The organism is Bacillus cereus group sp. RP29 (genome assembly GCF_040459765.1).
Lineage (GTDB): Bacteria > Bacillota > Bacilli > Bacillales > Bacillaceae_G > Bacillus_A > Bacillus_A paranthracis.
On the sequence record NZ_JARVHN010000001.1, the window covers coordinates 1223972 to 1244331 of the forward strand.

The following is a 20360-nucleotide window of genomic DNA, read 5'->3' on the forward strand; positions in this document are numbered from 1 at the left end:
ATTGTGAAATAAATAACATAAATAATTTATATAAATGTAAACGTTATCAAAAGAGAGAGGTGGAGGCAATGAGTAAATTTTTCTTCAATCATAATCCAGCGACAGTAGAGGATGGAAGGCTTGTTGAATATGCTGAAATTATTTATGGAGAAGGCGGCCGTTCTGTATTAGAAAATTTAATGGTGAAGGCATCTATCAGATTGCGTGATCGTTATCCGAATAAATCTGACGAGCAGATCTCGAACCTAGTAAATAAAGGCATCCATGATATGTTTCAAAAATATGTGAGTGAGTAAGAGTAGCCATTGGCTACTCTTATTTTTTTGTATAAGGATGGTGTCTATAGCTGAAAATAAGGGTGTATTTTGAAAGATATAAATTGTTAAAATTTGTTAAGTAATAAGCGGAACTAAAAAATAGGAAGGGGTAATATAATGTTAAGAAGTTTTATTATAATTTTGGCATTTTTAGGTTTGAACTTTTCTTCCGTAGTATTTGTAGAGGCTAAAAGTAACATGACTTCACATGAGGATAATAGTACTTTTCGATATAAACATAATTATAAAAAATTATACAAGTTCCTAAATATCCCTAAAGAAGAATATAGTAAGTCTATACAGAATGGCAAGTCATTAGGTGAAATTGCCGTAGAACAAGGGATTCATGAAAAAGAATTGATTGTTTTTTTGAAAAAGGAAGTATTAAAGCAATTACACCAACAATGGAAAACTGGAAAACTTAATACACGTACATACAAAGGGATAAAAGGACATGTAGATGACTTTGTTAAGGATGATATACATTTTAAATATAAAGAATTAAAAAGAAACTCATCTGGTTAAATCGAAAAATCATTGATGTAGGAATGTTTCTACACCAATGATTTTTCATTTTTCTTTGAATTATACTAATCAGACTGCATTGTATATAATCGATAATATTCCTTTTCTAAGATCATGAGTTCATCACGGGTACCTGTTTCAATGATCTCTGCTTGTTTAAAAACTATAATTCGGTCTGCAATTTTTGTTGAAGCCATCCTATGAGAAATATATATTGTTATTTTATTTTTAGTTATTTCTTTAAATTTCTTAACTCGGAGAGCGTACCTTGTATTTATGAACAATCATGGATGCCTTTAATCATGAAATCATTAGTTATGTCATCAGCGAATCATAAACACTGATATTAGTGATAAAGACATTAAAATAAGCAATGAGAGGCCGAAAAGTAAAAGATGTCCTATTTATACAGCGAAAAAATTTCAAGCGTATACCAAAGAAAACGACATTATCACCAGCATGTCCCGGAGAGGAAATTGTCATGATAATGCCGTCATGTAAAGCTTCTTTGGTCATTTGAAAAGTGAAGTTTCTACTCGCAAGAGATAATAAAAGTATCCAATATAACTGTGCGAAAGAGTGTGCTAGAATAAATTTATTACTACAATTGTGTGCGAATTAAAGAAAAATTACACCACCTATCCTCTAAAGAATTTAGGGAATAGATGGTTTAGGTATTTTGATATATGTTCCGTTTTCGGGGGCCACTTCAAAAATGAAGGGGCTTTTTAAGTTAGAAAATGATTCGCGGTAACATAAAAGAGTCCACCGTTAATAATTTGTACTGTAATGCGGGGTTCATATTGTTCTTGCAGTGCTTGTTTTTCAATTTCATAGCTTTCAGGAAGTTCATCACTTTCTTCATAAAAACGATTTAAAAGGTCCAAATCGTGATTCCAGCGCACTCTTGCTTCTTTCGCCCACGTATGGTCATCTTCTGCAATAATATTTTTTAAAGCATCCTCTATACGTTGTAAACCGCTTTGCGGTTTAATAATAGGCGAGAGCGTAAAACAAAAGTCAGGTATTTTCGGTGTAAGTTTAATTTTAGTTAATGTTTCATGAAAGTTTGCAATCATTGTGCCAGAAATAAGATGAATGCCAATCGAGTGGAGGATATCTTTTTTTCGATCACATTGATAGGAAACTTTTATATTTACACCGAGCCACGGATGGAGCGGTGTATGCGTTGCTCCGCTATGCCGTACTTCCTCATATAAGCGTATGTAAGAGCCTAATTCTTTTGTCGTTTGAAAAATTTGATGAAGACGTGGTGAACCGTAGTGAATAAGTTCACCATCGTTTTCTTCATTTTCTGGATTTGTAATAAGAGTAAGGCGCATCGGATTCGGTACGCCTCCTGTCTTCTCAAGATAGTGCCAATAAAAAGGACGGTTCATTAATAATTTATCCATCTCAATTGTTAATTGCACATCCAATAGATGAGGAGAACGTTCTAAAATTTCACAGTTATTCGCCTCAAAAAAATTGTATAAGTAATTATGAATTTCATGTTGCTGCATAGCCTTGCACCTCAGCTTCATTTCGCTTCGCAAAGTCGATAATAGATGTTAAGTTTTCCATCTTAATTCGGATTTCTCCTTCGCTTTTTGATTGCGCAAATATTTCTTGAATGTGTGCGTCGATGTTTTTCATATTAATTCTCGTTAAAATTTCATCAAGTTCACCGATCACACGCTCAAATAAATTAATTTTTTCATATAACAGTTTCAAAATATGTTCTTCCACAGTGTGTTTTGTAGCTAAGTTATAAATATGAACATCATTCTTTTGACCAAGGCGGTGAATACGTCCGATTCTTTGTTCAAGGCGCATTGGGTTCCATGGTAAATCGTAATTGATCATATGGCTACAAAATTGTAAGTTAATTCCTTCACCACCAGCTTCCGTTGCGATTAGCACTTGCGCATGATTTTGGAAAAGTTCCTTCATCCAATCTTTCTTTCCCCGTTTAAATCCGCCGCGGAATGGGACAGAAGAAATACCGTGCTGTTGTAAAAACCATTGTAAGTACATTTGTGACGCTCGGTATTCTGTGAAAATGACGACTTTATCGTCAATTTCTTTTATAAGCTCTAGCGCTTTATTTGCTTTTGAGTTAAAAGGAATACGGTTAATTTTGTCCATTAGCACATCAATATGCGGATCTTTTACGTAATGTTCATTTTCCTTCTGTCGTTTTTCTACATGTTTTTTTAATGAATAGTAAACGGCCTCGCGACTACTACACGCTTCCCGTTTTAAAGTTAACGATGAGAAAGCTGATGTGAATGCATCTTGTCCTCGCCAATTTTCAATATTGTTATATAAATCTTGCTCTTCTTTATTAAACTCAACAAAAATTGTACGTACATGTCTCTTTGGCCAATCAATCCCAGTATTATGGCGCCGATTTCGGACCATCACTTTGTTAATAAGAGCTTTTAAATCTTCATCAGATTCGGCTGAACGATTTTTTGAAGCGTAATATTCTTCAAAATTGGATTGATTGCCTAAGTGTCCTGGTTTTAATAAAGAAACAAGGTTGAAGATTTCATCAATCTTATTTTGAACAGGAGTAGCGGTTAATAATAAACAAAATTTCTTTTTTAATCGCTGTGCAAATTCATAGTTTTTTGTTTTATTATTTTTAAGTTTATGTGCTTCATCGATAATAATAAGGTCATATTCTAAGTTCAAAACGATATCACGATGTGGGGAACGTTTTGCAGTATCAATTGATGATACAATCACATCGGCTTGTTCCCACGAGTAGCTTTTCTTTTGAGCTACAGCTGGAATGAAAAACTTTGTATTTAATTCGTATGCCCATTGTGATACGAGAGAGGCTGGAACGAGTATAAGTACTTTTTTCACAAGGCCGCGGACCATATATTCTTTTAAAATAAGTCCAGCTTCAATCGTTTTTCCAAGTCCTACTTCATCTGCTAGAATCGCTTTACCATTCATTTGTTCAATAACATTTTGAGCGACTTCTAATTGATGAGGAAGTGGTGTGAAATGGGATAAATGTTTCGGTGCTTGTAATCCATCAAAAGTAGGAACAAGTAATGATTTTTCTGTTTCATAAGCTAAATGATATAAATCCCAGTTTGTCCAAGGACCATCTTCATCAATTCTATTTAAAAAATTGTTTTGCCACGTTCGATCTATGGAAATATCGACATTCATTACGACTCTCCCACCTTTTATAAACTAAAGTAATTATGAAAAAATCTTTAATATATAAGCCTTGTAATAAGGCGCTATTACACTTACTGAAAGGTAAACAATAAGTAAAGATAAAGGACTAAATCTTAAAAACTGTATGTAATAAGATTAAGCGTAAAAAATTCTAAATTATTTTTTATGCTAGAATATTGATGAAATATAGCGAATAATGTTAGGATAATGGTGTGAAATGTGTGGAATCTTTCGTATTTTATCCAAGAAAGTGATTTTTTATTTACGCTTTCATAAAAAAATATAATGAGATTCCGTATATCCTATCTTTTTAGAATGAAAATGTTTAGAAATGAGTAACAACTTTTATTGATTTGTCAGAGCATAAGGGGGAGAGATCATGATTACATTACAACGTACACCGTTATTTGATGTATACGCGAAGTATGGTGGGAAAACAATCGACTTCGGTGGTTGGGAGTTACCAGTTCAATTTTCAAGCATTAAAGAAGAACATGAAGCTGTACGTACAGCGGCAGGTTTGTTCGATGTGTCTCACATGGGAGAAGTTGAGGTAAAAGGTGTAGATAGTTTAGCATTTTTACAACGTGTTGTTACAAATGACGTATCTACCTTAAAGGTAGGGGGCGCACAATATACAGCAATGTGCTACGAAAATGGTGGTACAGTAGATGATTTATTAATCTACAAACGTGGTGAAGAAGACTATTTATTAGTTATCAACGCATCAAATATCGAGAAAGATTACGAATGGTTAGCTAGCCATGTAATTGGCGATGCGACAGTAGTCAATGTTTCTAGTGAAGTTGCACAGCTTGCAATTCAAGGACCAAAAGCAGAAGGCATTTTACAAAAAGTTGTGTCAGAAGATTTGAAAGAAATTAAGTTCTTTAAATTTAAAAACGATATTCTTGTAGATGGAATTCCAGCACTTGTATCTCGTACAGGTTATACAGGTGAAGATGGATTTGAAATTTACTGTAAGAGTGAAGATGCTGCAAAACTTTGGGAGAAACTTCTTGAAGTTGGAGCAGAAGAAGGCTTAAAACCATGTGGCTTAGGTGCTCGTGATACACTTCGCTTCGAAGCAACATTACCACTTTACGGTCAAGAATTATCAAAAGATATTACACCGATTGAAGCTGGAATTGGCTTTGCGGTAAAACCAAATAAAGAAGCAGACTTCTTTGGAAAAGCAACGTTAAAAGAGCAAAAAGAAAACGGTGCACCTCGTAAGTTAGTCGGCATCGAAGTAATTGAACGTGGAATTCCTCGTACGCATTACCCTGTATTTATTGGAGAAGAAAAAATTGGGGAAGTAACGAGTGGTACACAATCTCCAACGTTAAAGAAAAGCATTGGTTTAGCACTAATTGATGTAAAATACGCAGCAGTTGATACAGAAGTAGAAATTGAAATTCGTAATAAACGCGTCAAAGCAGTAGTTGTTCCAACACCATTTTATAAACGTTCAAAGTAACGGGGAGAGGGGTAGATTTCATGTTGCATCGTTATCTTCCAATGACAGAAGAAGACAAAAAAGAAATGTTACAAACGATCGGCGTTCAAACGATCGATGAGTTATTCTCTGATATTCCAGAGAGTGTTCGTTTTAAAGGGGATTTAAAAATTAAAGAAGCAAAATCAGAGCCAGAGCTTTTAAAAGAGTTATCTCAAATGGCTAGTAAAAATGCGAACTTAAAAGAATACGCTTCTTTCCTAGGAGCAGGCGTATACGATCATTATGCTCCAGTAATTGTAGATCATGTTATCTCTCGCTCAGAATTTTATACAGCTTACACGCCATACCAACCGGAAATTTCACAAGGGGAATTACAAGCAATTTTTGAATTCCAAACAATGATTTGTGAGTTAACAGGAATGGATGTAGCAAACTCTTCTATGTACGACGGAGGTACAGCTTTAGCTGAAGCGGCAATGCTAGCAGCTGGCCATACTCGTAAAAAGAAAATTCTTGTATCTAGCGCAGTTCATCCAGAATCAAGAGCTGTACTTGAAACATATGCAAAAGGTCAACATCTTGAAGTTGTTGAAATTAATCATAAAGATGGTGTAACAGATTTAGACGTATTACAAAGTGAAGTAGATGATACAGTTGCTTGTGTAATCGTTCAATATCCAAACTTCTTCGGACAAGTTGAAAAATTAGCTGATATTGAAAAAATCGTTCATCAACAAAAATCATTATTTATCGTTTCTTCAAATCCATTATCATTAGGCGCATTAACACCACCAGGAAAATTTGGTGCTGATATTGTCATCGGTGATGCACAACCATTTGGTATCCCAACGCAGTTTGGTGGACCACACTGTGGTTACTTTGCAACAACAAAAGCATTCATGCGTAAAATTCCAGGGCGTCTTGTCGGACAAACTGTAGATTCAGATGGTAAACGTGGATTTGTATTAACGTTACAAGCACGTGAACAGCATATTCGCCGTGACAAAGCGACGTCTAACATTTGTTCAAACCAAGCGTTAAATGCATTAGCAGCATCAGTTGCAATGACAGCACTTGGTAAACAAGGTGTGAAAGAAATGGCACGTCAAAACATTTCTAAAGCACAATATGCAAAACGTCAATTTGAAGCGAAAGGCTTCACAGTTACATTTGCTGGACCATTCTTCAATGAGTTCGTTGTAGATTGCAAGCGCCCAGTGAAAGAAGTAAACGATGCATTATTACAAAAGAATATTATCGGCGGTTACGACCTAGGCCGTGATTATAAAGAGCATGAGAACCATATGCTTGTAGCAGTAACTGAGCTTCGTACAAAAGATGAAATTGACACACTTGTAAACGAAATGGGGGCTATCCAATGAAGAATCAAGACCAAGCACTTATCTTTGAAGTGAGTAAAGAAGGACGCATAGGATATAGCTTACCAAAATTAGATGTAGAAGAAGTGAAACTAGAAGATGTATTTGAGAGCGATTATATTCGAGTAGAAGATGCAGAGCTACCAGAAGTATCTGAACTTGATATTATGCGCCACTATACAGCACTTTCAAACCGTAACCACGGTGTTGATTCTGGTTTCTATCCACTTGGATCTTGTACGATGAAATATAATCCGAAAATTAATGAGAGTGTAGCTCGTTTCGCAGGATTTGCAAATATTCATCCGTTGCAAGATGAAAAGACAGTACAAGGTGCAATGGAATTAATGTACGATTTACAAGAGCATTTAATTGAAATTACAGGTATGGATACTGTTACATTACAACCAGCAGCTGGTGCACACGGAGAATGGACAGGCTTAATGTTAATTCGTGCATACCATGAAGCAAATGGTGACTTTAACCGTACGAAAGTAATTGTTCCTGACTCTGCTCACGGAACGAATCCAGCATCTGCAACTGTAGCTGGTTTTGAAACAATTACAGTAAAATCAAATGAACATGGTCTTGTTGACTTAGAAGATTTAAAACGTGTTGTAAATGAAGAAACAGCAGCACTTATGTTAACAAATCCTAATACATTAGGTTTATTTGAAGAAAATATTTTAGAAATGGCAGAAATCGTCCATAATGCAGGCGGTAAATTATACTATGATGGTGCAAACTTAAATGCAGTATTAAGCCAAGCGCGCCCAGGAGATATGGGATTTGACGTTGTGCATTTAAACCTTCATAAAACATTTACAGGTCCTCACGGCGGCGGTGGCCCAGGTTCTGGTCCAGTAGGTGTGAAAGCTGATTTAATTCCGTACTTACCAAAACCAATTTTAGAGAAAACGGAAAATGGCTATCACTTTAACTATGATCGTCCAGAAGCAATTGGGCGCGTAAAACCATTCTACGGTAACTTCGGAATTAACGTTCGTGCATACACATACATTCGTTCTATGGGTCCAGATGGCTTGCGTGCAGTAACGGAGTATGCGGTATTAAATGCGAACTATATGATGAGAAGATTAGCACCATTCTATGATCTTCCATTCGATAGACATTGTAAGCATGAGTTTGTATTATCAGGTCGTCGTCAAAAGAAACTTGGTGTACGTACATTAGATATCGCAAAACGCCTGCTTGATTTCGGTTACCATCCACCAACAATTTACTTCCCGTTAAATGTGGAAGAATGTATTATGATTGAGCCGACGGAAACAGAATCAAAAGAAACTTTAGACGGTTTCATTGATAAGATGATTCAAATTGCTAAAGAAGTAGAAGAAAATCCAGAAGTTGTACAAGAAGCACCGCATACAACAGTCATTAAACGTTTAGATGAAACGATGGCTGCACGTAAACCAGTTTTACGTTATGAAAAGCCAGCTCCTGTACAAGTTTGATTAGAATAACAAAGGAAGAACTCGCTATATGCGAGTTCTTTTTTGTATGGAGAATTTGTTCCGCAATTTGTGGCCTGGTAATCAGTAGAGAGGAACAAAAACACCCACTGATTAAAGTTTCACTTTATGCAGAAGTGGTGAAGAAAATGTTAAAAATTTATATTTTTTGTTTCATAATGGTGTAAAGAGGCAGTTTTATAGGTGATTTTGTTGAAAAAGTCAGTTTGATAAAAGTATTTATTTTTGTTAGAATTTTATTGAAATTAAGAAGATGTGATGAGCAAAAATTACTCATTTTTATGTATATGTGAAAAAACGAGCAAGACGGGGGTGAAAGTGTGGGATATCGATGTTATAGAATGGTATACCATTTAGAAAATGGAGAAACAATTAAAGATGTAAAAGAATTTTGCTATCGAGACCAAGGAAAAGTGTTAGAAAGAGTAGCGCATCGTGTAATGGATAATAGAGAAGTGACGGCAATTGATAAGCAAGGAACGATCATTTCAATAGCATGTGAGGACATTGTAAAGGTGGAACTTGATTACATAACAGAAAGTTAACCTTGAGTCATATCGAATTATTCGATAAAATATACTGTTGAATGGTGAAGTGAGAAGAGAGGAGTTTATCATGGGTAGTACAAGACACTTTTATATGTTTATCTTAGCGTTTGTTCTTGTTGTGGCATTAACGATTTATTTAATTGTTGATAGCACTTGGTACAACACAGTTCATCCGGCGTTCCTTCTGTTTATGTATGTAGGAATTGCGGTAGTGAGTTTCGGAATGAGAGATGAGATGTTAGATCGCTTTGAAAAGTGATACATATACGAAAGACCAACAGGAAAATGTTGGTCTTTTTTTCTTGCCAAAAATAGGATGGTGTGTATATACTGTATATATAAGTTATATACAGTATATACACACTGGAGGAAAACATGAATATTATTATTTCGAATTCTTCCCAAGACCCTATTTATGTACAGATAAGAAAACAATTAAGCCAGCTTATTTTAAATGGTGGTTTAAAGGGTGGAGACCAATTACCGTCTATTCGTAGCTTAGCAAAGGAATTACAGATTAGTGTAATTACTACGAAGCGTGCGTACGAGGAGCTTGAGAAAGAAGGATATATAGAAACTGTTGCTGGGAAGGGGACTTATGTTTCACGTAAAAATAATGAACTATTAAAAGAACAAAGGCTTCGTCTATTGGAAAGTAAAGCGGAAGAGATTGTAAATGAAAGTAAAGCGTTACAGCTTTCACTTGAAGAATTACAGCAGATGATTGCGTGTTTATATGAGGGGGAATAAGAGATGTTAGAGTTAAAAAACGTATGTAAAAGTTATGAAGATTTTGCAGTAAAAAATATAAGTTTTACATTACCACGCGGATATATTATGGGATTTGTCGGACCGAACGGAGCCGGGAAAAGTACGACGATCAAAATGATTATGAATTTAATTAGAAAAGATAGCGGCGATATAAAAATTTTTGGCAAGGACAATAAGAAAGCCGAAAAGGAAATAAAGCAAAATATCGGCTTTGTATATGATGAAAATCATTATTACGAAGATTTAACGTGTGAGCAAATGAAGCGTATTATTGCACCGTTATATAAAAAGTGGGATGAAGAGCAGTATCAATCGTATATGCATAGATTGCAAGTTCCGAAGTATAAAAAAATTAAAGAATTATCAAAAGGAATGAAAATGAAATTTGCGATTGCCATCGCGCTCTCGCACCACGCAGAATTTATCATCATGGATGAACCAACAGCAGGATTAGATCCAGTTGTTCGAAGTGAATTACTTTATATGTTGCAAGAAATTGTAATGGAAGATGAAGTATCGGTATTATTCTCAACGCACATTACAACAGATTTAGAGCGCATTGCAGATTATATTACGTTTATCAACGATGGAGAAATTATATTTACTGGTGAAAAAGAAGACTTGATGGAGAACTACGTAATCGTAAAAGGAAGTAATGATTTATTAGATCGAGAAGGAAAAGAACTATTTGTTGGATTACGAAAAAATAAATTTGGTTTTGAAGGTTTAGCGAAGGATAAACAAGCAATTATTGACTGGTTTGGAAATGAGGTTGTACTAGAAAAGCCTACATTAGATGATATTATCGTTTACACCGCGAAAGGGAGAAGTGCCTATGCGTCAGCTCGTATATAAAGATTTGTTCTTTTTTCGGGTAATGTGGTTAGTGAATTTTGTTATGCCTCTTTTGTTTTTTATGTTAGAGCCAAGTGGTGAATTTTTATTTCCGATGAGTTGTCTATTTATAACCCTTTCCTCCGTTATGACGTTAACCTTTATGGATGAAAGAAATAAAAGTGACATTATTATAAATAGTTTACCAGTAAGTCGAAAGGATATCATTATTGCTAGATATATTTCCTGTGCAATATTTATTGTCGGTGCCATTCTTTCTACGATGTTAGTTGTTTTTCTTATAAGAGGCATTGTGGTAATTGGTGATATCGGTACATACCATCCGAATCTATACATTGAAATTCCATGGTATGAAGTAATAAATGGAGCTGTTTACGCCTTGCTTTTTGTTGCAATGTTTTTCCCCAGTTATTATGGTACAAAATCAAAGGTAGTGAGAAGTATAGTATCAGCAGCATCAATGGGAGTAGGTGTAATTCTTTGGCTATTTATTAGTGATGGATTGGATGAAACAACGCCTCCATTCATGGAGTGGATTATGAACCCGGTGCATATTGGTGTATTTATAATTGGAGGAATTATATTAGCTAGTGTCTATATCGTTTCTATGCTTCTTACAATTAAAATTTATGAAACGCGTGATTTATAGAGAGGAGAATTCATATGCAACAGTTGATTTTGAAGGAGTTTTTTTTACAGAAGAAGATGTTTCCTTTCTATTTTTTAATCCCTATTTTATCTATTTTTAAGAATTCCGTCGAACCAATGGGGATTGCAATAGGATTATTTATAACATGTAGTACAATTATTTATATTTCTTTTTATCATGAGGAGAAAAGTAAAACAGAAAAAGTATTAGTGAGTTTGCCTATAACGAGAAAAGAGATAGTTATATCTAAATATATTTCAAGCACATTATTTATTATAGCTGGTTTGAGTATAACTTTTATAGTCATAATATTAGGAAATATTTTATTAGACAGAGATATAGTTATTCCTGGATATGCAGTGTTTTCAGCAATAGTAGCAACTTTGATTTATTGTGTAGTAACGATACCGACTAATTACATTGGGGGATATAAAGTTATTACAGTCTTGAATTTGATTATGCTGTTTCCTTTAATGGGTATGATTGGTCTTATGTGCAATATTTTTGGTGATAAAACAATTATGTTAAAAGTACTTCACTCTCAAGAGGCTACACAAGCAATGAGTGTTCTTGGTATTGGAGTATTAGTGAGTATATTCATATCAATGTTCCTCTCAATGAAAATGTTTCAGCAGGCAGAGTTATAGAAGGGACATTTTCATATTAGGAGGTGCAATACATGATCAAGCAATTAGTTTTAAAAGATATGATGATGCAAAGAAAGTTAGGGTTTGTTTATCTTATATGTTTTTTGTTTCTGCTCATTGTTGATTTTAGTAGTGATAGTTTTTTGATGACATTTAGTATGTTTGTACCTGCTCTTGGCATGATACTGTCAATGAGTTATGAGGGGAAAAATAAAAGTGAACTGATAGTAAATAGTTTACCGTTTGACCGTAAAGATCTTGTCATAGGGAAATACATATTTGTAAGTACTTTAGTTGCTCTAGGTGGATGTTTCTCACTAGTGATTGGTTTCATACAGTTGCAAAATGAGCATATGACTGGATTTATGCTGTGGGGAGAAATTCTCGGAGGTATAACAGGTGGGTTTGTTTGTAGCATAATTGTACTTCCGATTGAATTCTCAGTAGGATATAGCAGTGCCAAACAAATTGCTCCGTTCGCCGGACTTGCATTGGGATACTTGAGTGGATTGATTGTAAGTAACGTTTGGTTAGATGTAGAAAATGCTTGGAACACGAGTCTAGTCGTAAATATTTGTTTTATAGCAGGATTGCTTCTTTTATATGTTATGTCTATGTTTTTCTCAATTCGTTTGTACAATGAGCGTGATTTATAAGGAGGGAGCGATTGTGAAGCAACTAATTTTAAAAGATTTCATCATTCAATGGAAGTTTTTAATTTGGTACATACTGTATCCTGTTTTCTTTTATATGGCCTTAACAGATACGGAAAATCTGTTCATAATTATGTCCGTAATTATTACAATTGGAGCAACAGTAAAAACATTTGAAGCAGATAGTAAAAATGAGAGTGAAGTTATAGTAAATAGTTTACCAATATTAAAAAAACAAATCGTGTATGCGAAATATATAGTAGCAATTATTATTCTTTTTATAAGTGTAATGGTCGGTTGTTTTACGATGGGAATGAAGAATGGGGTTAACCTATTTGAATTTATTGAAACGACAATGGTTGCTAGTATTAGCTTTATTTTAGTGTATTTAAGCTTTGTTTTACCGATATCGTTTTGGTTGGCCTATAAAAAAACTATTTTTATTGCGATTTTTATACTAATAGCACCTATGGCCGTTTCTTCTATTTTCTTTGGAATCAACCTAGAACAAATTCAACTATATAACAGCGTGTTATTCATTAGTTCAATATGCATGTTCATAGTATCTGTCTTTGTTTCAGTGAAATTGTATGAGAAGAGAGAATTTTAAAAGGTGCCCTATAAAAGGCACCTTCTTCAATAACGACAATAGGAAAGTAAAAGTCCGATTGGTTCAACTAATAATCAGTGGGGGATGAACAAAACCCCCACTGATTAAAGTTTCACTTTATAAACAGAGAGGCTATTCGGTACAACATCTTTTGGAGTATGTAATATAAAGCTGAAAACGATAACGAGAATAAGAAAGAGGAAAAATAAAAATAGGATCTGCTTATGTACGGAATTTTGCATATTATTCACTCCTTTTTTAGGTAGTATGTCCAAAAGAAAGGAGTGTATGAAAAATTTTAGGAGGGGAGAATGATGAGCAAAAGAAAATGGTTATATAGAATAGGGGTATTTTTATTTTCAATTGGTCTCATATTAGCAAATGCTTATTCAGATATACCACCGTTATTTCCTAGTTTGCATAAAGGGGTTGGTATAAGTATTGCCATAGTCGGTCTGTTTTGTCTTATCACATCAAACTTTTATAGAAAGTCTGAATGAATATAAAAAAGGACAGTTACTCTTTTTCAGAAGAACTGTCCTTTTTAAATAACTTATTCCATAGCCTGGCGATACTCCATATAATGACGATTGCAATGGAGGCAATAATGGACCAGACGATTGATATTATTTCAAGTGTCATGTTAGGAAGGAATGTGAGAATGGATACTACTTTATGAAACAACCATTCTATTATGTGAAAACTTATTTGTAATAGAATGACGATACTAAGTGTGATCCATGCTAACAGTTGCTTCCCTTTTTCTTTCCACATGACATTCACCTCACGTTAGCTTAATAGTTTTAAGCCAACAGCGCCGCATAGAATGCAGCTTAAGAAAGCAAGGCGACGCCAATCCGCTGATTCACGGAAAATAAGGATGCCTAGAAGTGCACTTCCGGCAGTTCCGATTCCAGTCCAAATCGCGTAAGCAGTTCCCATCGGTAATGTGTTCATCGCAAGGGATAAGAAGAAGAAGCTTACGCCGAAGTTAGCAATTAAAATAACTTTTGGTGCCCAGCCTTTCTTTTCAGTGGCTACTTTCATAAAGAGTACACCAATAATTTCACAAATACCAGCTAGAATTAAAAATACCCAAGCCATTTTATGCGGCCTCCTTCGCTTCTTTTTCTTCTGTTACTCGTTTTAAACCAATTACGCCAAAGAAGATTAAACCAATTAATAATACTTTTACGATAGAGAATGGCTCTCCGAAAACGAAAATTTCTGTAAGAACGATTCCACCAGCTCCAATTCCAGTGAAGACTGCGTATACAGTACCAACAGGTAAATCTTTATAAGCTCTAAATAATAAGACGAAACTAATTGTAATTAATAACGCAACACCAGCCCATTCAAGTGGAGCCTCTGCGTGTTTTAATCCAATTACCCAAAAGATTTCAATAATACCAGCTAAGATTACATAAATCCATGCCATATGTCATTTCTCCTTCCTACCAGTCGTTAGGTAAAGGGCTTAAAAACGACGCATTGCAAAGGAGCAATCCGTCAGTTTGAAAGTCCACGCCAAAATACTTTCCAAGAAGCGTCTAAACGTGTCTCAAAACGATTTAAACCTGCGTATAGTAGTTCAACCATAAGACCGTCAAGTAAGCATAGAAAAGCCTCTAAGGCGTCTTTTACTTCAATGTTATGCAACTCATCTCGTTCGCTTGCTCTTTTAAATACAGGGAATAAAAGTTTTCCGACGTTTTCAATGTGTACATTTGCTTTATTAATAATTTGTTCGCGAAATGCATCAGGCGGAAAATAAGAAGTTCGTAACCAAAACATTGATTCTTCACTTTCACCAAATCGTTTTGCATAGCCCTTTAGTAGCTGTAAGAGCAATTCTTCAGTAGACGAATTGGAAAACTTTTCGATATCGCCTGTGAAGCTCTGTAAATCTTTTTGAAGAGCGGATTCTAAGCATGTAAAATATAGCTCTTCTTTTCCTTTAAAGTGTGCGTAAATTGATGGTTTTTTAATCCCGACTTCTTGAGCAATATTTGCTAATGAAGTTCCTTCGTAGCCGTAGCGTGCGAAATGAGAAAGTGCTACAGCTTTAATGCGGTTTGATGTCATTTTCATCCCCTACCTACCGTTCGTTAGGTTTATTATATGCGAGTAAAAATATAAAGTCAATAGGTGAAGAGCTGAAAAAGAGCGCTATAGGTAACGCTCTTATTAGACAGTATCTCGTTCGATTAACTGGAATGAAAGCTCTTTTGCGTTCCCGATAATTTGCTCGCTTTGGATTTGTTTATGGAATAAAGAAAACGCATGTGAGCCCATTTCGAGACCGGGATGTTCAATTGTTGAAATTTCTAACGCCTTTGAAATTTCATGATTATCAAATCCGAGGATAGCAAGATCTTCGGGTACTCGAAGACCTTGCTTTCGAGCCTCTGTTAATAAACCAGCTGCAACTTGATCGTTCGCTGTAAAAATAGCGGTTGGACGATTTTTCATGTTTACAATACGATGGAGTATTTGTGCACCGTCTTGCATTGTATAGCATTGGTGAAAAATCCATTCGGGATGTAACGTTTTGCTTTCGTTACGAAGTGTATCAGCAAACGCTTTTTCACGTTCCATAGAATTTACACTTGTTTTTCTTGCTAAACAAATCCCGATTTTTTCATGACCTTTATTGAGTAAATAGGCGGTGCCGAGACGGAAGCCTTCATAATGATCTACGTAGACAGATGAAATGAGGGGGTGGTGCATTTTTTCGCATGAAATAATAGGAGCAAATTTTGCGAAAGGTTCAATTTGTTCCCATGAACTCGTTCGAGAGCAAATAATCATCCCGTCGAATTGTTTCATTTTCATCATTTCCAGAACACGAATTTCTTCGATACTATCGTAATTCGTTTGACATAAATTAATGTGATATCCAGCTGCTAACGCTTCGTTACCGATTCCTTCAATAATGGTACTGAAGTATGGAAGGTTAATGAAAGGGAGCATAACACCGATCGTATATGTTTTTCCTTTTATTAAATGAATAGCATTTATATTTTTGGCATAGTTCAATTCTTCAACAGCATCTAGAACACGCTTACGTTTTTCTTCTTTTACGTAAGGGTGATTATTCAGGACGCGAGAAACAGTTGATATGGATACACCAGCGGTTTTTGCAATTTGTTTTATATTGGCCATATGTATCACCTCTTCCTCTTATTATAAAGGGAAAATAATAAGAATGAAAAAAATCTTGACCTGAAAAGCTTTTCACAAACTATGTTATAAATATGACTTCTGTTATTCGCGTAACCTTTTTATTTGGGCGTGAGAATGATAGGGGTCTTTCTTGCGTCTATAAAAGAATTTTTGTCAAAATGTGTGAGAATAACGTGGAAAGTTTTCAAATGAAAAAACTAGCTGAATTATTCAGCTAGTTTTTGTATGTTATTATTTCTTTTTAATTTTTCCAGTCCACGTTTTAAATCCACCTTGTAATTGGTAGAAATCTTTGTAGCCTTGTTTCTTTAAGTATTGAGCCGCACGACCGGTACGGAATCCACTTTGACAGTATAAGTAAACTGGTTGATCTTTACGAAGTTCTTTATGACGAAGGCGAATTTGTGATAACGGAATGTTACGTGCGCCTAAAATATGCCCTGCAGTATATTCGTCTGCTTCGCGAATATCGATAAGCTGTGCTTTACGGTAGCCAGCGCGAAACTCTTCTTCTGAAAGTGTTGTAATTAATTTCTTCTGATAGAAATACATCCATACAGTGTAACCGATGAACGCTACGATTACGGCTAATAAAATAATCCAAGTTGTTGACACGATTCTATCGCTCCCTTTTTTCTTATCCTACTTTCAATATTATAATGCCCGTATGTATTTATGCAACAGATTCATTTGTATATAAGAAGAAATTTCGTATTCTTTCACAAATTTTGTCGAATTTGGTAGACTAGAGAATGTGAAAAATAATTGGTTATATGAGGTGCAGGATGGGAAAAGAAAAATGGTGTTATATTAACTCTGGTCAATGTTCACCGGCATTTAATATGGCGTTAGATGAATGTCTATTAAATTGGCAAAGTGAAAAGAAAATGCCACCAACTATTCGCTTTTATGAATGGGAAGTACCAACATTAACAGTCGGATATTTCCAGCGTGTTGAAAAAGATATTAATATGGATGTAGTTAACGAAAAGAAATATGGATTCGTTCGTCGTCAAACAGGCGGCAGGGGTGTACTACATGATAAAGAATTAACGTACAGTGTTATTGTGTCTGAAGATCATCCAAATATGCCAAAAACAGTTACAGAAGCGTATCGTGTTATTTCGCAAGGTTTATTAGATGGTTTTAAAGCATTAGGGTTAGAAGCGTATTATGCAGTTCCAAAAACAGAAGCAGATCGTGAAAATTTAAAAAATCCACGTTCAGGCGTATGTTTTGATGCGCCGTCTTGGTATGAAATTGTAGTAGAAGGAAGAAAAATCGCAGGTAGTGCGCAAACACGTCAAAAAGGCGTTATTTTACAGCACGGGTCGATTCCATTAGAAATAGATTTAGATGAGTTATATGATCTGTTTTTATTCCCGAATGAACGTGTGAAAGAACGTATGAAGAGTATGTTCTCATCTAAAGCGGTAGCAATTAATGAATTAACAGACCGTACGTTTACAATCGAGCAGTTAATTAAAGCGTTTGAGGTTGGGTTTGAAAAAGGATTAGATGTAGAGCTTGTTCCGTATGAATTAACAGAAGAACAATTACATGAAGTGCAAACGTTAGCAAAAGAAAAGTATGAAAGTAAAGAATGGAATTATAAAAAATAAGAGGTGGCAATTGCCGCCTCTTATTTTTTTATAGTAAATTAAGTACTTTTTCTACTTTGATTCCTTTATCTTGTAAAGAACGAAGGCGATTGACAACGTCCATAATTTCTTTGTCAAATGTAACGCTAATACCTTGGCTTTGTAGTTCTTCTTTTAAGCCTTCAATAGAATCATCTATGTCGATGCCAAGCTCGTAATCTTGACAAACTTCAATTGTCTTTTTCACGAGTTTCACATAATTTTCTTGTAGTTTTGAATTTGTTTCAGTCAAAGCAGGTTGCTTCGGTTTTGCAGGCGCGACCGGTGCTGTCTCTTGCTTTGTAACCGGAGTTGGTACTTCTCGTTTCACAGGTGCTGGAGTAGATAATTCCACAGCTGCTTCTACACTTACTGGCTTCGATGCCGGAGTAGGCTTCGGTGTTGGTGCTGTAGCAGGTGTTTCTACACGTGTAACAGGCTTTGGAGCAGGTGTAACTGCTTTTGGAGCTTCTACAACTACTTCTTTTTTCGGAGTAGTTTCTACAACTGTTTCTTCTTGTTCAGCAGCCTCTTTATTTTCTTTACTCCACATAACGCGTTCTATTTCTAGAGAAACATTATTTTTGTTCATCGCTGTTAATGTAACTTTACCAACTTCAGCGTTTCCAGTGAAATCAACAATTTTATAAATAACACTCTTGTTCCAATCCACGTTTCCGCTCAAAAATAATTCTTCGTTACATTTCGGCGTTAAGCCCTCGATTTTAATTTCTGCGTTTACACCGTTTTCACTATATACCATAATTAGCGAAGCATTTACATCTTCGTCTGCTAACATTAGTTCACGTACCATTTTGCCGGTGCGTACTTGCGTTTTCTTCTTAACTGACATCTAATTTCTCCTCTCAAAAATTCAGTAATAATAAAAAAATCGTATAACGAAAAATAATTGCTCACGAAGATTTATGATACCGATAATAAAAGCATCACGTCAACAATTAACTTTAATTATTTTGCATTTTTCTTATTTTCTTTATGAAATTTTTCAATTTGTAAAATTAGACAGAAGAAAAACAGCCTTTTGAAGGGCTGTTAAAATTTAGATGTTTTATATAAAAATTTGTATAAAATATAAAAAGAAAGTGTAACAAGGGCACCTTGCAAAATAGACAAATTATAAAATAAGTATGGACGTGTTTTGAAAAATACGTTTGAAAAAACTGATAAGATAAAAGGTATAAATACTGATAATAAGAGGAGTACTTTTTGTTTCCAGGAAACCATTATTGTAAAAGAAAAACGTCTAAATAAAGAAAAAGTTATGAAAGCGCCAATTGCTAAAACAATAGCAGATAATATTGTTCCAGGAATACTAAATGGGATTCCTGAAGTGTTTGTATTTGAAAATAATTTTTGAATAAGAGTAGTGAATGTATCGCATCCAATTTGAACAGATAATAATAAACTAACTGCAAACCGAATAACGGCAGCTTGTTGGAAAGAATTTTGATGTTCCGAAGACTTAATTAATTCATCGCAGTACGCTTTTAAATCTTCTCCGAAAATGTCATGTGCAGTTTTACCGTCTTCTTGCGCTTCTAAAAGATGATCCAATATTTCTAAAAGTAATTCTTCCATTTGTTTTTGTGGAACGCTAGTAAGGCGTAAATAAATAAGCATATCACCATAAGCAGCTTCGTTTTCAGCTGTTAATAACTTTCTTTTTTCATTGTTTAACTGAACCATTTCTTTTTCGGTCATCGTATCGTTACTCCTTTTTAAAGTCTAAATATTCTCTTTTGAAGAAGATTTTGTATAGTGCATAGCAAGAGATAGCCAGTAAAGCGCCAATCCAAGGTGAGATTTGTAATGTAGTATAGGGCTGTTTAATAAATAAAAAGGAAATACCGATTAATAGTATCCATAGGCTATGGCGTATGAAAAATCCTCCAATATGCCTCCAAATAGTTGTTTTATTTTTAAATAAATCAGTATTTATAAAATCGAAAACAAAACGTATCATAAGATGTACGGACAATATAAATGCAAGCAGATAAATGAAATCGATGTGTACAAATTTAAAACGTGCTTCATTTGAAAATAAGGGAAATACCAATGCAATTACGGAAGAAACAGCAAAATATATTGCTAATAAATAACTAGTTATAAATAAAGGAATCGATAATTGTTCCCATAAACTTGGCTTAGGTAGGGCAGCAATTAGTTCATCGCAGTATGCCTGTAAGTCATCGCCGAACATATCATAAGCATTTTTTTCTTCTTGCTGCCCTTCAATAAGGTGATCTAGAATTTCAATTAGCAATTCTTCCGCATGGTATTCTGGCACTTTAGCTAAGCGGATGTATATTAACATGTCGCTATAGGCGTTTTCATTTTCTGTAGTTAATAATTTACGCTTTTCGTTATTTAGTTCGATTAAATCTTTCGCTTCCATCCCCA

26 protein-coding genes and 1 pseudogene are annotated in these 20360 nt (G+C 34.8%); 16 read left to right on the forward strand and 11 right to left on the reverse strand.

Annotated elements, in window-relative coordinates; translation table 11 throughout:
• Positions 1 to 68: 68 nt before the first annotated feature.
• From QCI47_RS06375 to QCI47_RS30275, 3 genes and pseudogenes are all read left to right on the forward strand, one after another.
• A complete protein-coding gene (locus tag QCI47_RS06375; protein ID WP_000032699.1) occupies positions 69 to 296 on the forward strand; it encodes a hypothetical protein in 228 nt (75 codons plus the stop codon).
• A 138-nt stretch (positions 297 to 434) separates the two neighbouring features.
• Positions 435 to 842 carry a hypothetical protein gene (locus QCI47_RS06380; protein ID WP_000946274.1) on the forward strand — a complete coding sequence of 136 codons (408 nt, stop codon included), beginning with the start codon at positions 435 to 437 and terminating at the stop codon, positions 840 to 842.
• 450 nt (positions 843 to 1292) lie between these two features.
• Positions 1293 to 1507 (forward strand): annotated as a pseudogene (locus QCI47_RS30275) (IS3 family transposase); the annotation flags it as partial.
• Positions 1508 to 1570: 63 nt separating this feature from the next.
• Here QCI47_RS30275 and QCI47_RS06390 read toward each other — a convergent pair.
• Positions 1571 to 2365 (reverse strand): YqhG family protein, encoded by a 795-nt coding sequence (locus tag QCI47_RS06390; RefSeq protein ID WP_001183969.1) that lies wholly within the window; start codon positions 2363 to 2365, stop codon positions 1571 to 1573.
• Positions 2352 to 4034, reverse strand: a complete 1683-nt coding sequence (locus QCI47_RS06395; RefSeq protein ID WP_001100025.1) for a DEAD/DEAH box helicase — start codon at positions 4032 to 4034, stop codon at positions 2352 to 2354. The genes QCI47_RS06390 and QCI47_RS06395 overlap by 14 nt, the downstream gene beginning before the upstream one ends.
• Positions 4035 to 4425: 391 nt before the next feature.
• Between QCI47_RS06395 and gcvT the strand changes: the two genes are divergently transcribed.
• From gcvT to QCI47_RS06455, 12 genes are all read left to right on the forward strand, one after another.
• The gene (gene gcvT, locus QCI47_RS06400) at positions 4426 to 5526 is read left to right on the forward strand and encodes a glycine cleavage system aminomethyltransferase GcvT (RefSeq protein WP_000631771.1); all 1101 of its coding nucleotides are present in this window, start codon (positions 4426 to 4428) and stop codon (positions 5524 to 5526) included.
• 20 nt (positions 5527 to 5546) lie between these two features.
• Complete coding sequence (gcvPA, locus tag QCI47_RS06405; RefSeq protein ID WP_000903230.1) at positions 5547 to 6890, forward strand: aminomethyl-transferring glycine dehydrogenase subunit 1; 1344 nt, start codon at positions 5547 to 5549, stop codon at positions 6888 to 6890.
• Positions 6887 to 8362, forward strand: a complete 1476-nt coding sequence (gcvPB, locus tag QCI47_RS06410; protein ID WP_000795699.1) for an aminomethyl-transferring glycine dehydrogenase subunit 2 — start codon at positions 6887 to 6889, stop codon at positions 8360 to 8362. The genes gcvPA and gcvPB overlap by 4 nt, the downstream gene beginning before the upstream one ends.
• Before the next feature lie 359 nt (positions 8363 to 8721).
• Positions 8722 to 8925 (forward strand): DUF3929 family protein, encoded by a 204-nt coding sequence (locus tag QCI47_RS06415; RefSeq protein ID WP_000262495.1) that lies wholly within the window; start codon positions 8722 to 8724, stop codon positions 8923 to 8925.
• A gap of 70 nt (positions 8926 to 8995) precedes the next feature.
• A complete protein-coding gene (locus QCI47_RS06420; protein ID WP_000535935.1) occupies positions 8996 to 9187 on the forward strand; it encodes a hypothetical protein in 192 nt (63 codons plus the stop codon).
• Positions 9188 to 9303: 116 nt separating this feature from the next.
• A complete protein-coding gene (locus QCI47_RS06425) occupies positions 9304 to 9678 on the forward strand; it encodes a GntR family transcriptional regulator (protein WP_001021352.1) in 375 nt (124 codons plus the stop codon).
• A gap of 3 nt (positions 9679 to 9681) precedes the next feature.
• Positions 9682 to 10554, forward strand: a complete 873-nt coding sequence (locus QCI47_RS06430) for an ABC transporter ATP-binding protein (RefSeq protein ID WP_257811006.1) — start codon at positions 9682 to 9684, stop codon at positions 10552 to 10554.
• Positions 10535 to 11203, forward strand: coding sequence for an ABC-2 transporter permease (locus QCI47_RS06435; protein WP_001249562.1), 669 nt, complete (start codon positions 10535 to 10537; stop codon positions 11201 to 11203). Before QCI47_RS06430 ends, QCI47_RS06435 begins: the two co-directional genes overlap by 20 nt.
• 14 nt (positions 11204 to 11217) lie before the next feature.
• The gene (locus QCI47_RS06440) at positions 11218 to 11850 is read left to right on the forward strand and encodes an ABC-2 transporter permease (protein ID WP_076874709.1); all 633 of its coding nucleotides are present in this window, start codon (positions 11218 to 11220) and stop codon (positions 11848 to 11850) included.
• 32 nt (positions 11851 to 11882) lie between these two features.
• Positions 11883 to 12506: an ABC-2 transporter permease gene (locus QCI47_RS06445; RefSeq protein WP_220778344.1), complete on the forward strand. Its 624-nt coding sequence runs from the start codon at positions 11883 to 11885 to the stop codon at positions 12504 to 12506.
• 10 nt (positions 12507 to 12516) lie between these two features.
• Positions 12517 to 13113, forward strand: coding sequence for an ABC-2 transporter permease (locus QCI47_RS06450; protein WP_140394904.1), 597 nt, complete (start codon positions 12517 to 12519; stop codon positions 13111 to 13113).
• Between the two features lie 311 nt (positions 13114 to 13424).
• Positions 13425 to 13613, forward strand: a complete 189-nt coding sequence (locus QCI47_RS06455; protein ID WP_061535596.1) for a hypothetical protein — start codon at positions 13425 to 13427, stop codon at positions 13611 to 13613.
• Between the two features lie 16 nt (positions 13614 to 13629).
• On the opposite strand, the gene QCI47_RS06460 is transcribed toward QCI47_RS06455, so the two are convergent.
• From QCI47_RS06460 to QCI47_RS06485, 6 genes are all read right to left on the reverse strand, one after another.
• Positions 13630 to 13887 (reverse strand): DUF3975 family protein, encoded by a 258-nt coding sequence (locus QCI47_RS06460; protein ID WP_000265386.1) that lies wholly within the window; start codon positions 13885 to 13887, stop codon positions 13630 to 13632.
• Positions 13888 to 13902: 15 nt separating this feature from the next.
• Complete coding sequence (locus tag QCI47_RS06465) at positions 13903 to 14217, reverse strand: DMT family transporter (RefSeq protein WP_000312623.1); 315 nt, start codon at positions 14215 to 14217, stop codon at positions 13903 to 13905.
• A gap of 1 nt (position 14218) precedes the next feature.
• The gene (locus QCI47_RS06470; RefSeq protein ID WP_000312349.1) at positions 14219 to 14551 is read right to left on the reverse strand and encodes a DMT family transporter; all 333 of its coding nucleotides are present in this window, start codon (positions 14549 to 14551) and stop codon (positions 14219 to 14221) included.
• Positions 14552 to 14622: 71 nt separating this feature from the next.
• The gene (locus tag QCI47_RS06475; RefSeq protein WP_002163519.1) at positions 14623 to 15204 is read right to left on the reverse strand and encodes a TetR/AcrR family transcriptional regulator; all 582 of its coding nucleotides are present in this window, start codon (positions 15202 to 15204) and stop codon (positions 14623 to 14625) included.
• Between the two features lie 96 nt (positions 15205 to 15300).
• Positions 15301 to 16278, reverse strand: a complete 978-nt coding sequence (locus QCI47_RS06480; RefSeq protein WP_250669850.1) for a LacI family DNA-binding transcriptional regulator — start codon at positions 16276 to 16278, stop codon at positions 15301 to 15303.
• 252 nt (positions 16279 to 16530) lie between these two features.
• Positions 16531 to 16914, reverse strand: a complete 384-nt coding sequence (locus QCI47_RS06485) for a rhodanese-like domain-containing protein (protein ID WP_000108655.1) — start codon at positions 16912 to 16914, stop codon at positions 16531 to 16533.
• A gap of 170 nt (positions 16915 to 17084) precedes the next feature.
• On the opposite strand from QCI47_RS06485, the gene QCI47_RS06490 reads away from it, so the two are divergent.
• Positions 17085 to 17921, forward strand: coding sequence for a lipoate--protein ligase family protein (locus QCI47_RS06490; protein WP_000514079.1), 837 nt, complete (start codon positions 17085 to 17087; stop codon positions 17919 to 17921).
• A gap of 28 nt (positions 17922 to 17949) precedes the next feature.
• Here the strand turns inward: QCI47_RS06490 and QCI47_RS06495 are convergent, their stop codons facing one another.
• The 3 genes from QCI47_RS06495 to QCI47_RS06505 form a co-directional block, all read right to left on the reverse strand.
• Complete coding sequence (locus tag QCI47_RS06495; RefSeq protein WP_309422247.1) at positions 17950 to 18792, reverse strand: hypothetical protein; 843 nt, start codon at positions 18790 to 18792, stop codon at positions 17950 to 17952.
• Between the two features lie 200 nt (positions 18793 to 18992).
• Complete coding sequence (locus QCI47_RS06500; protein WP_353811723.1) at positions 18993 to 19661, reverse strand: DUF1129 family protein; 669 nt, start codon at positions 19659 to 19661, stop codon at positions 18993 to 18995.
• Between the two features lie 7 nt (positions 19662 to 19668).
• Positions 19669 to 20355, reverse strand: coding sequence for a DUF1129 family protein (locus QCI47_RS06505; protein WP_076874715.1), 687 nt, complete (start codon positions 20353 to 20355; stop codon positions 19669 to 19671).
• Positions 20356 to 20360 lie beyond the last annotated feature (5 nt).

Coding starts and splice junctions, on each gene's coding strand:
- QCI47_RS06375 (WP_000032699.1), top strand. CDS start 69: ATGAGTAAATTTTTCTTCAATCATAATCCAGCGACAGTAGAGGATGGA.
- QCI47_RS06380 (WP_000946274.1), top strand. CDS start 435: ATGTTAAGAAGTTTTATTATAATTTTGGCATTTTTAGGTTTGAACTTT.
- QCI47_RS06390 (WP_001183969.1), bottom strand. CDS start 2,365: ATGCAGCAACATGAAATTCATAATTACTTATACAATTTTTTTGAGGCG.
- QCI47_RS06395 (WP_001100025.1), bottom strand. CDS start 4,034: ATGAATGTCGATATTTCCATAGATCGAACGTGGCAAAACAATTTTTTA.
- gcvT (WP_000631771.1), top strand. CDS start 4,426: ATGATTACATTACAACGTACACCGTTATTTGATGTATACGCGAAGTAT.
- gcvPA (WP_000903230.1), top strand. CDS start 5,547: ATGTTGCATCGTTATCTTCCAATGACAGAAGAAGACAAAAAAGAAATG.
- gcvPB (WP_000795699.1), top strand. CDS start 6,887: ATGAAGAATCAAGACCAAGCACTTATCTTTGAAGTGAGTAAAGAAGGA.
- QCI47_RS06415 (WP_000262495.1), top strand. CDS start 8,722: ATGGTATACCATTTAGAAAATGGAGAAACAATTAAAGATGTAAAAGAA.
- QCI47_RS06420 (WP_000535935.1), top strand. CDS start 8,996: ATGGGTAGTACAAGACACTTTTATATGTTTATCTTAGCGTTTGTTCTT.
- QCI47_RS06425 (WP_001021352.1), top strand. CDS start 9,304: ATGAATATTATTATTTCGAATTCTTCCCAAGACCCTATTTATGTACAG.
- QCI47_RS06430 (WP_257811006.1), top strand. CDS start 9,682: ATGTTAGAGTTAAAAAACGTATGTAAAAGTTATGAAGATTTTGCAGTA.
- QCI47_RS06435 (WP_001249562.1), top strand. CDS start 10,535: ATGCGTCAGCTCGTATATAAAGATTTGTTCTTTTTTCGGGTAATGTGG.
- QCI47_RS06440 (WP_076874709.1), top strand. CDS start 11,218: ATGCAACAGTTGATTTTGAAGGAGTTTTTTTTACAGAAGAAGATGTTT.
- QCI47_RS06445 (WP_220778344.1), top strand. CDS start 11,883: ATGATCAAGCAATTAGTTTTAAAAGATATGATGATGCAAAGAAAGTTA.
- QCI47_RS06455 (WP_061535596.1), top strand. CDS start 13,425: ATGATGAGCAAAAGAAAATGGTTATATAGAATAGGGGTATTTTTATTT.
- QCI47_RS06460 (WP_000265386.1), bottom strand. CDS start 13,887: ATGTGGAAAGAAAAAGGGAAGCAACTGTTAGCATGGATCACACTTAGT.
- QCI47_RS06465 (WP_000312623.1), bottom strand. CDS start 14,217: ATGGCTTGGGTATTTTTAATTCTAGCTGGTATTTGTGAAATTATTGGT.
- QCI47_RS06470 (WP_000312349.1), bottom strand. CDS start 14,551: ATGGCATGGATTTATGTAATCTTAGCTGGTATTATTGAAATCTTTTGG.
- QCI47_RS06475 (WP_002163519.1), bottom strand. CDS start 15,204: ATGAAAATGACATCAAACCGCATTAAAGCTGTAGCACTTTCTCATTTC.
- QCI47_RS06480 (WP_250669850.1), bottom strand. CDS start 16,278: ATGGCCAATATAAAACAAATTGCAAAAACCGCTGGTGTATCCATATCA.
- QCI47_RS06490 (WP_000514079.1), top strand. CDS start 17,085: ATGGGAAAAGAAAAATGGTGTTATATTAACTCTGGTCAATGTTCACCG.
- QCI47_RS06495 (WP_309422247.1), bottom strand. CDS start 18,792: ATGTCAGTTAAGAAGAAAACGCAAGTACGCACCGGCAAAATGGTACGT.
- QCI47_RS06500 (WP_353811723.1), bottom strand. CDS start 19,661: ATGACCGAAAAAGAAATGGTTCAGTTAAACAATGAAAAAAGAAAGTTA.
- QCI47_RS06505 (WP_076874715.1), bottom strand. CDS start 20,355: ATGGAAGCGAAAGATTTAATCGAACTAAATAACGAAAAGCGTAAATTA.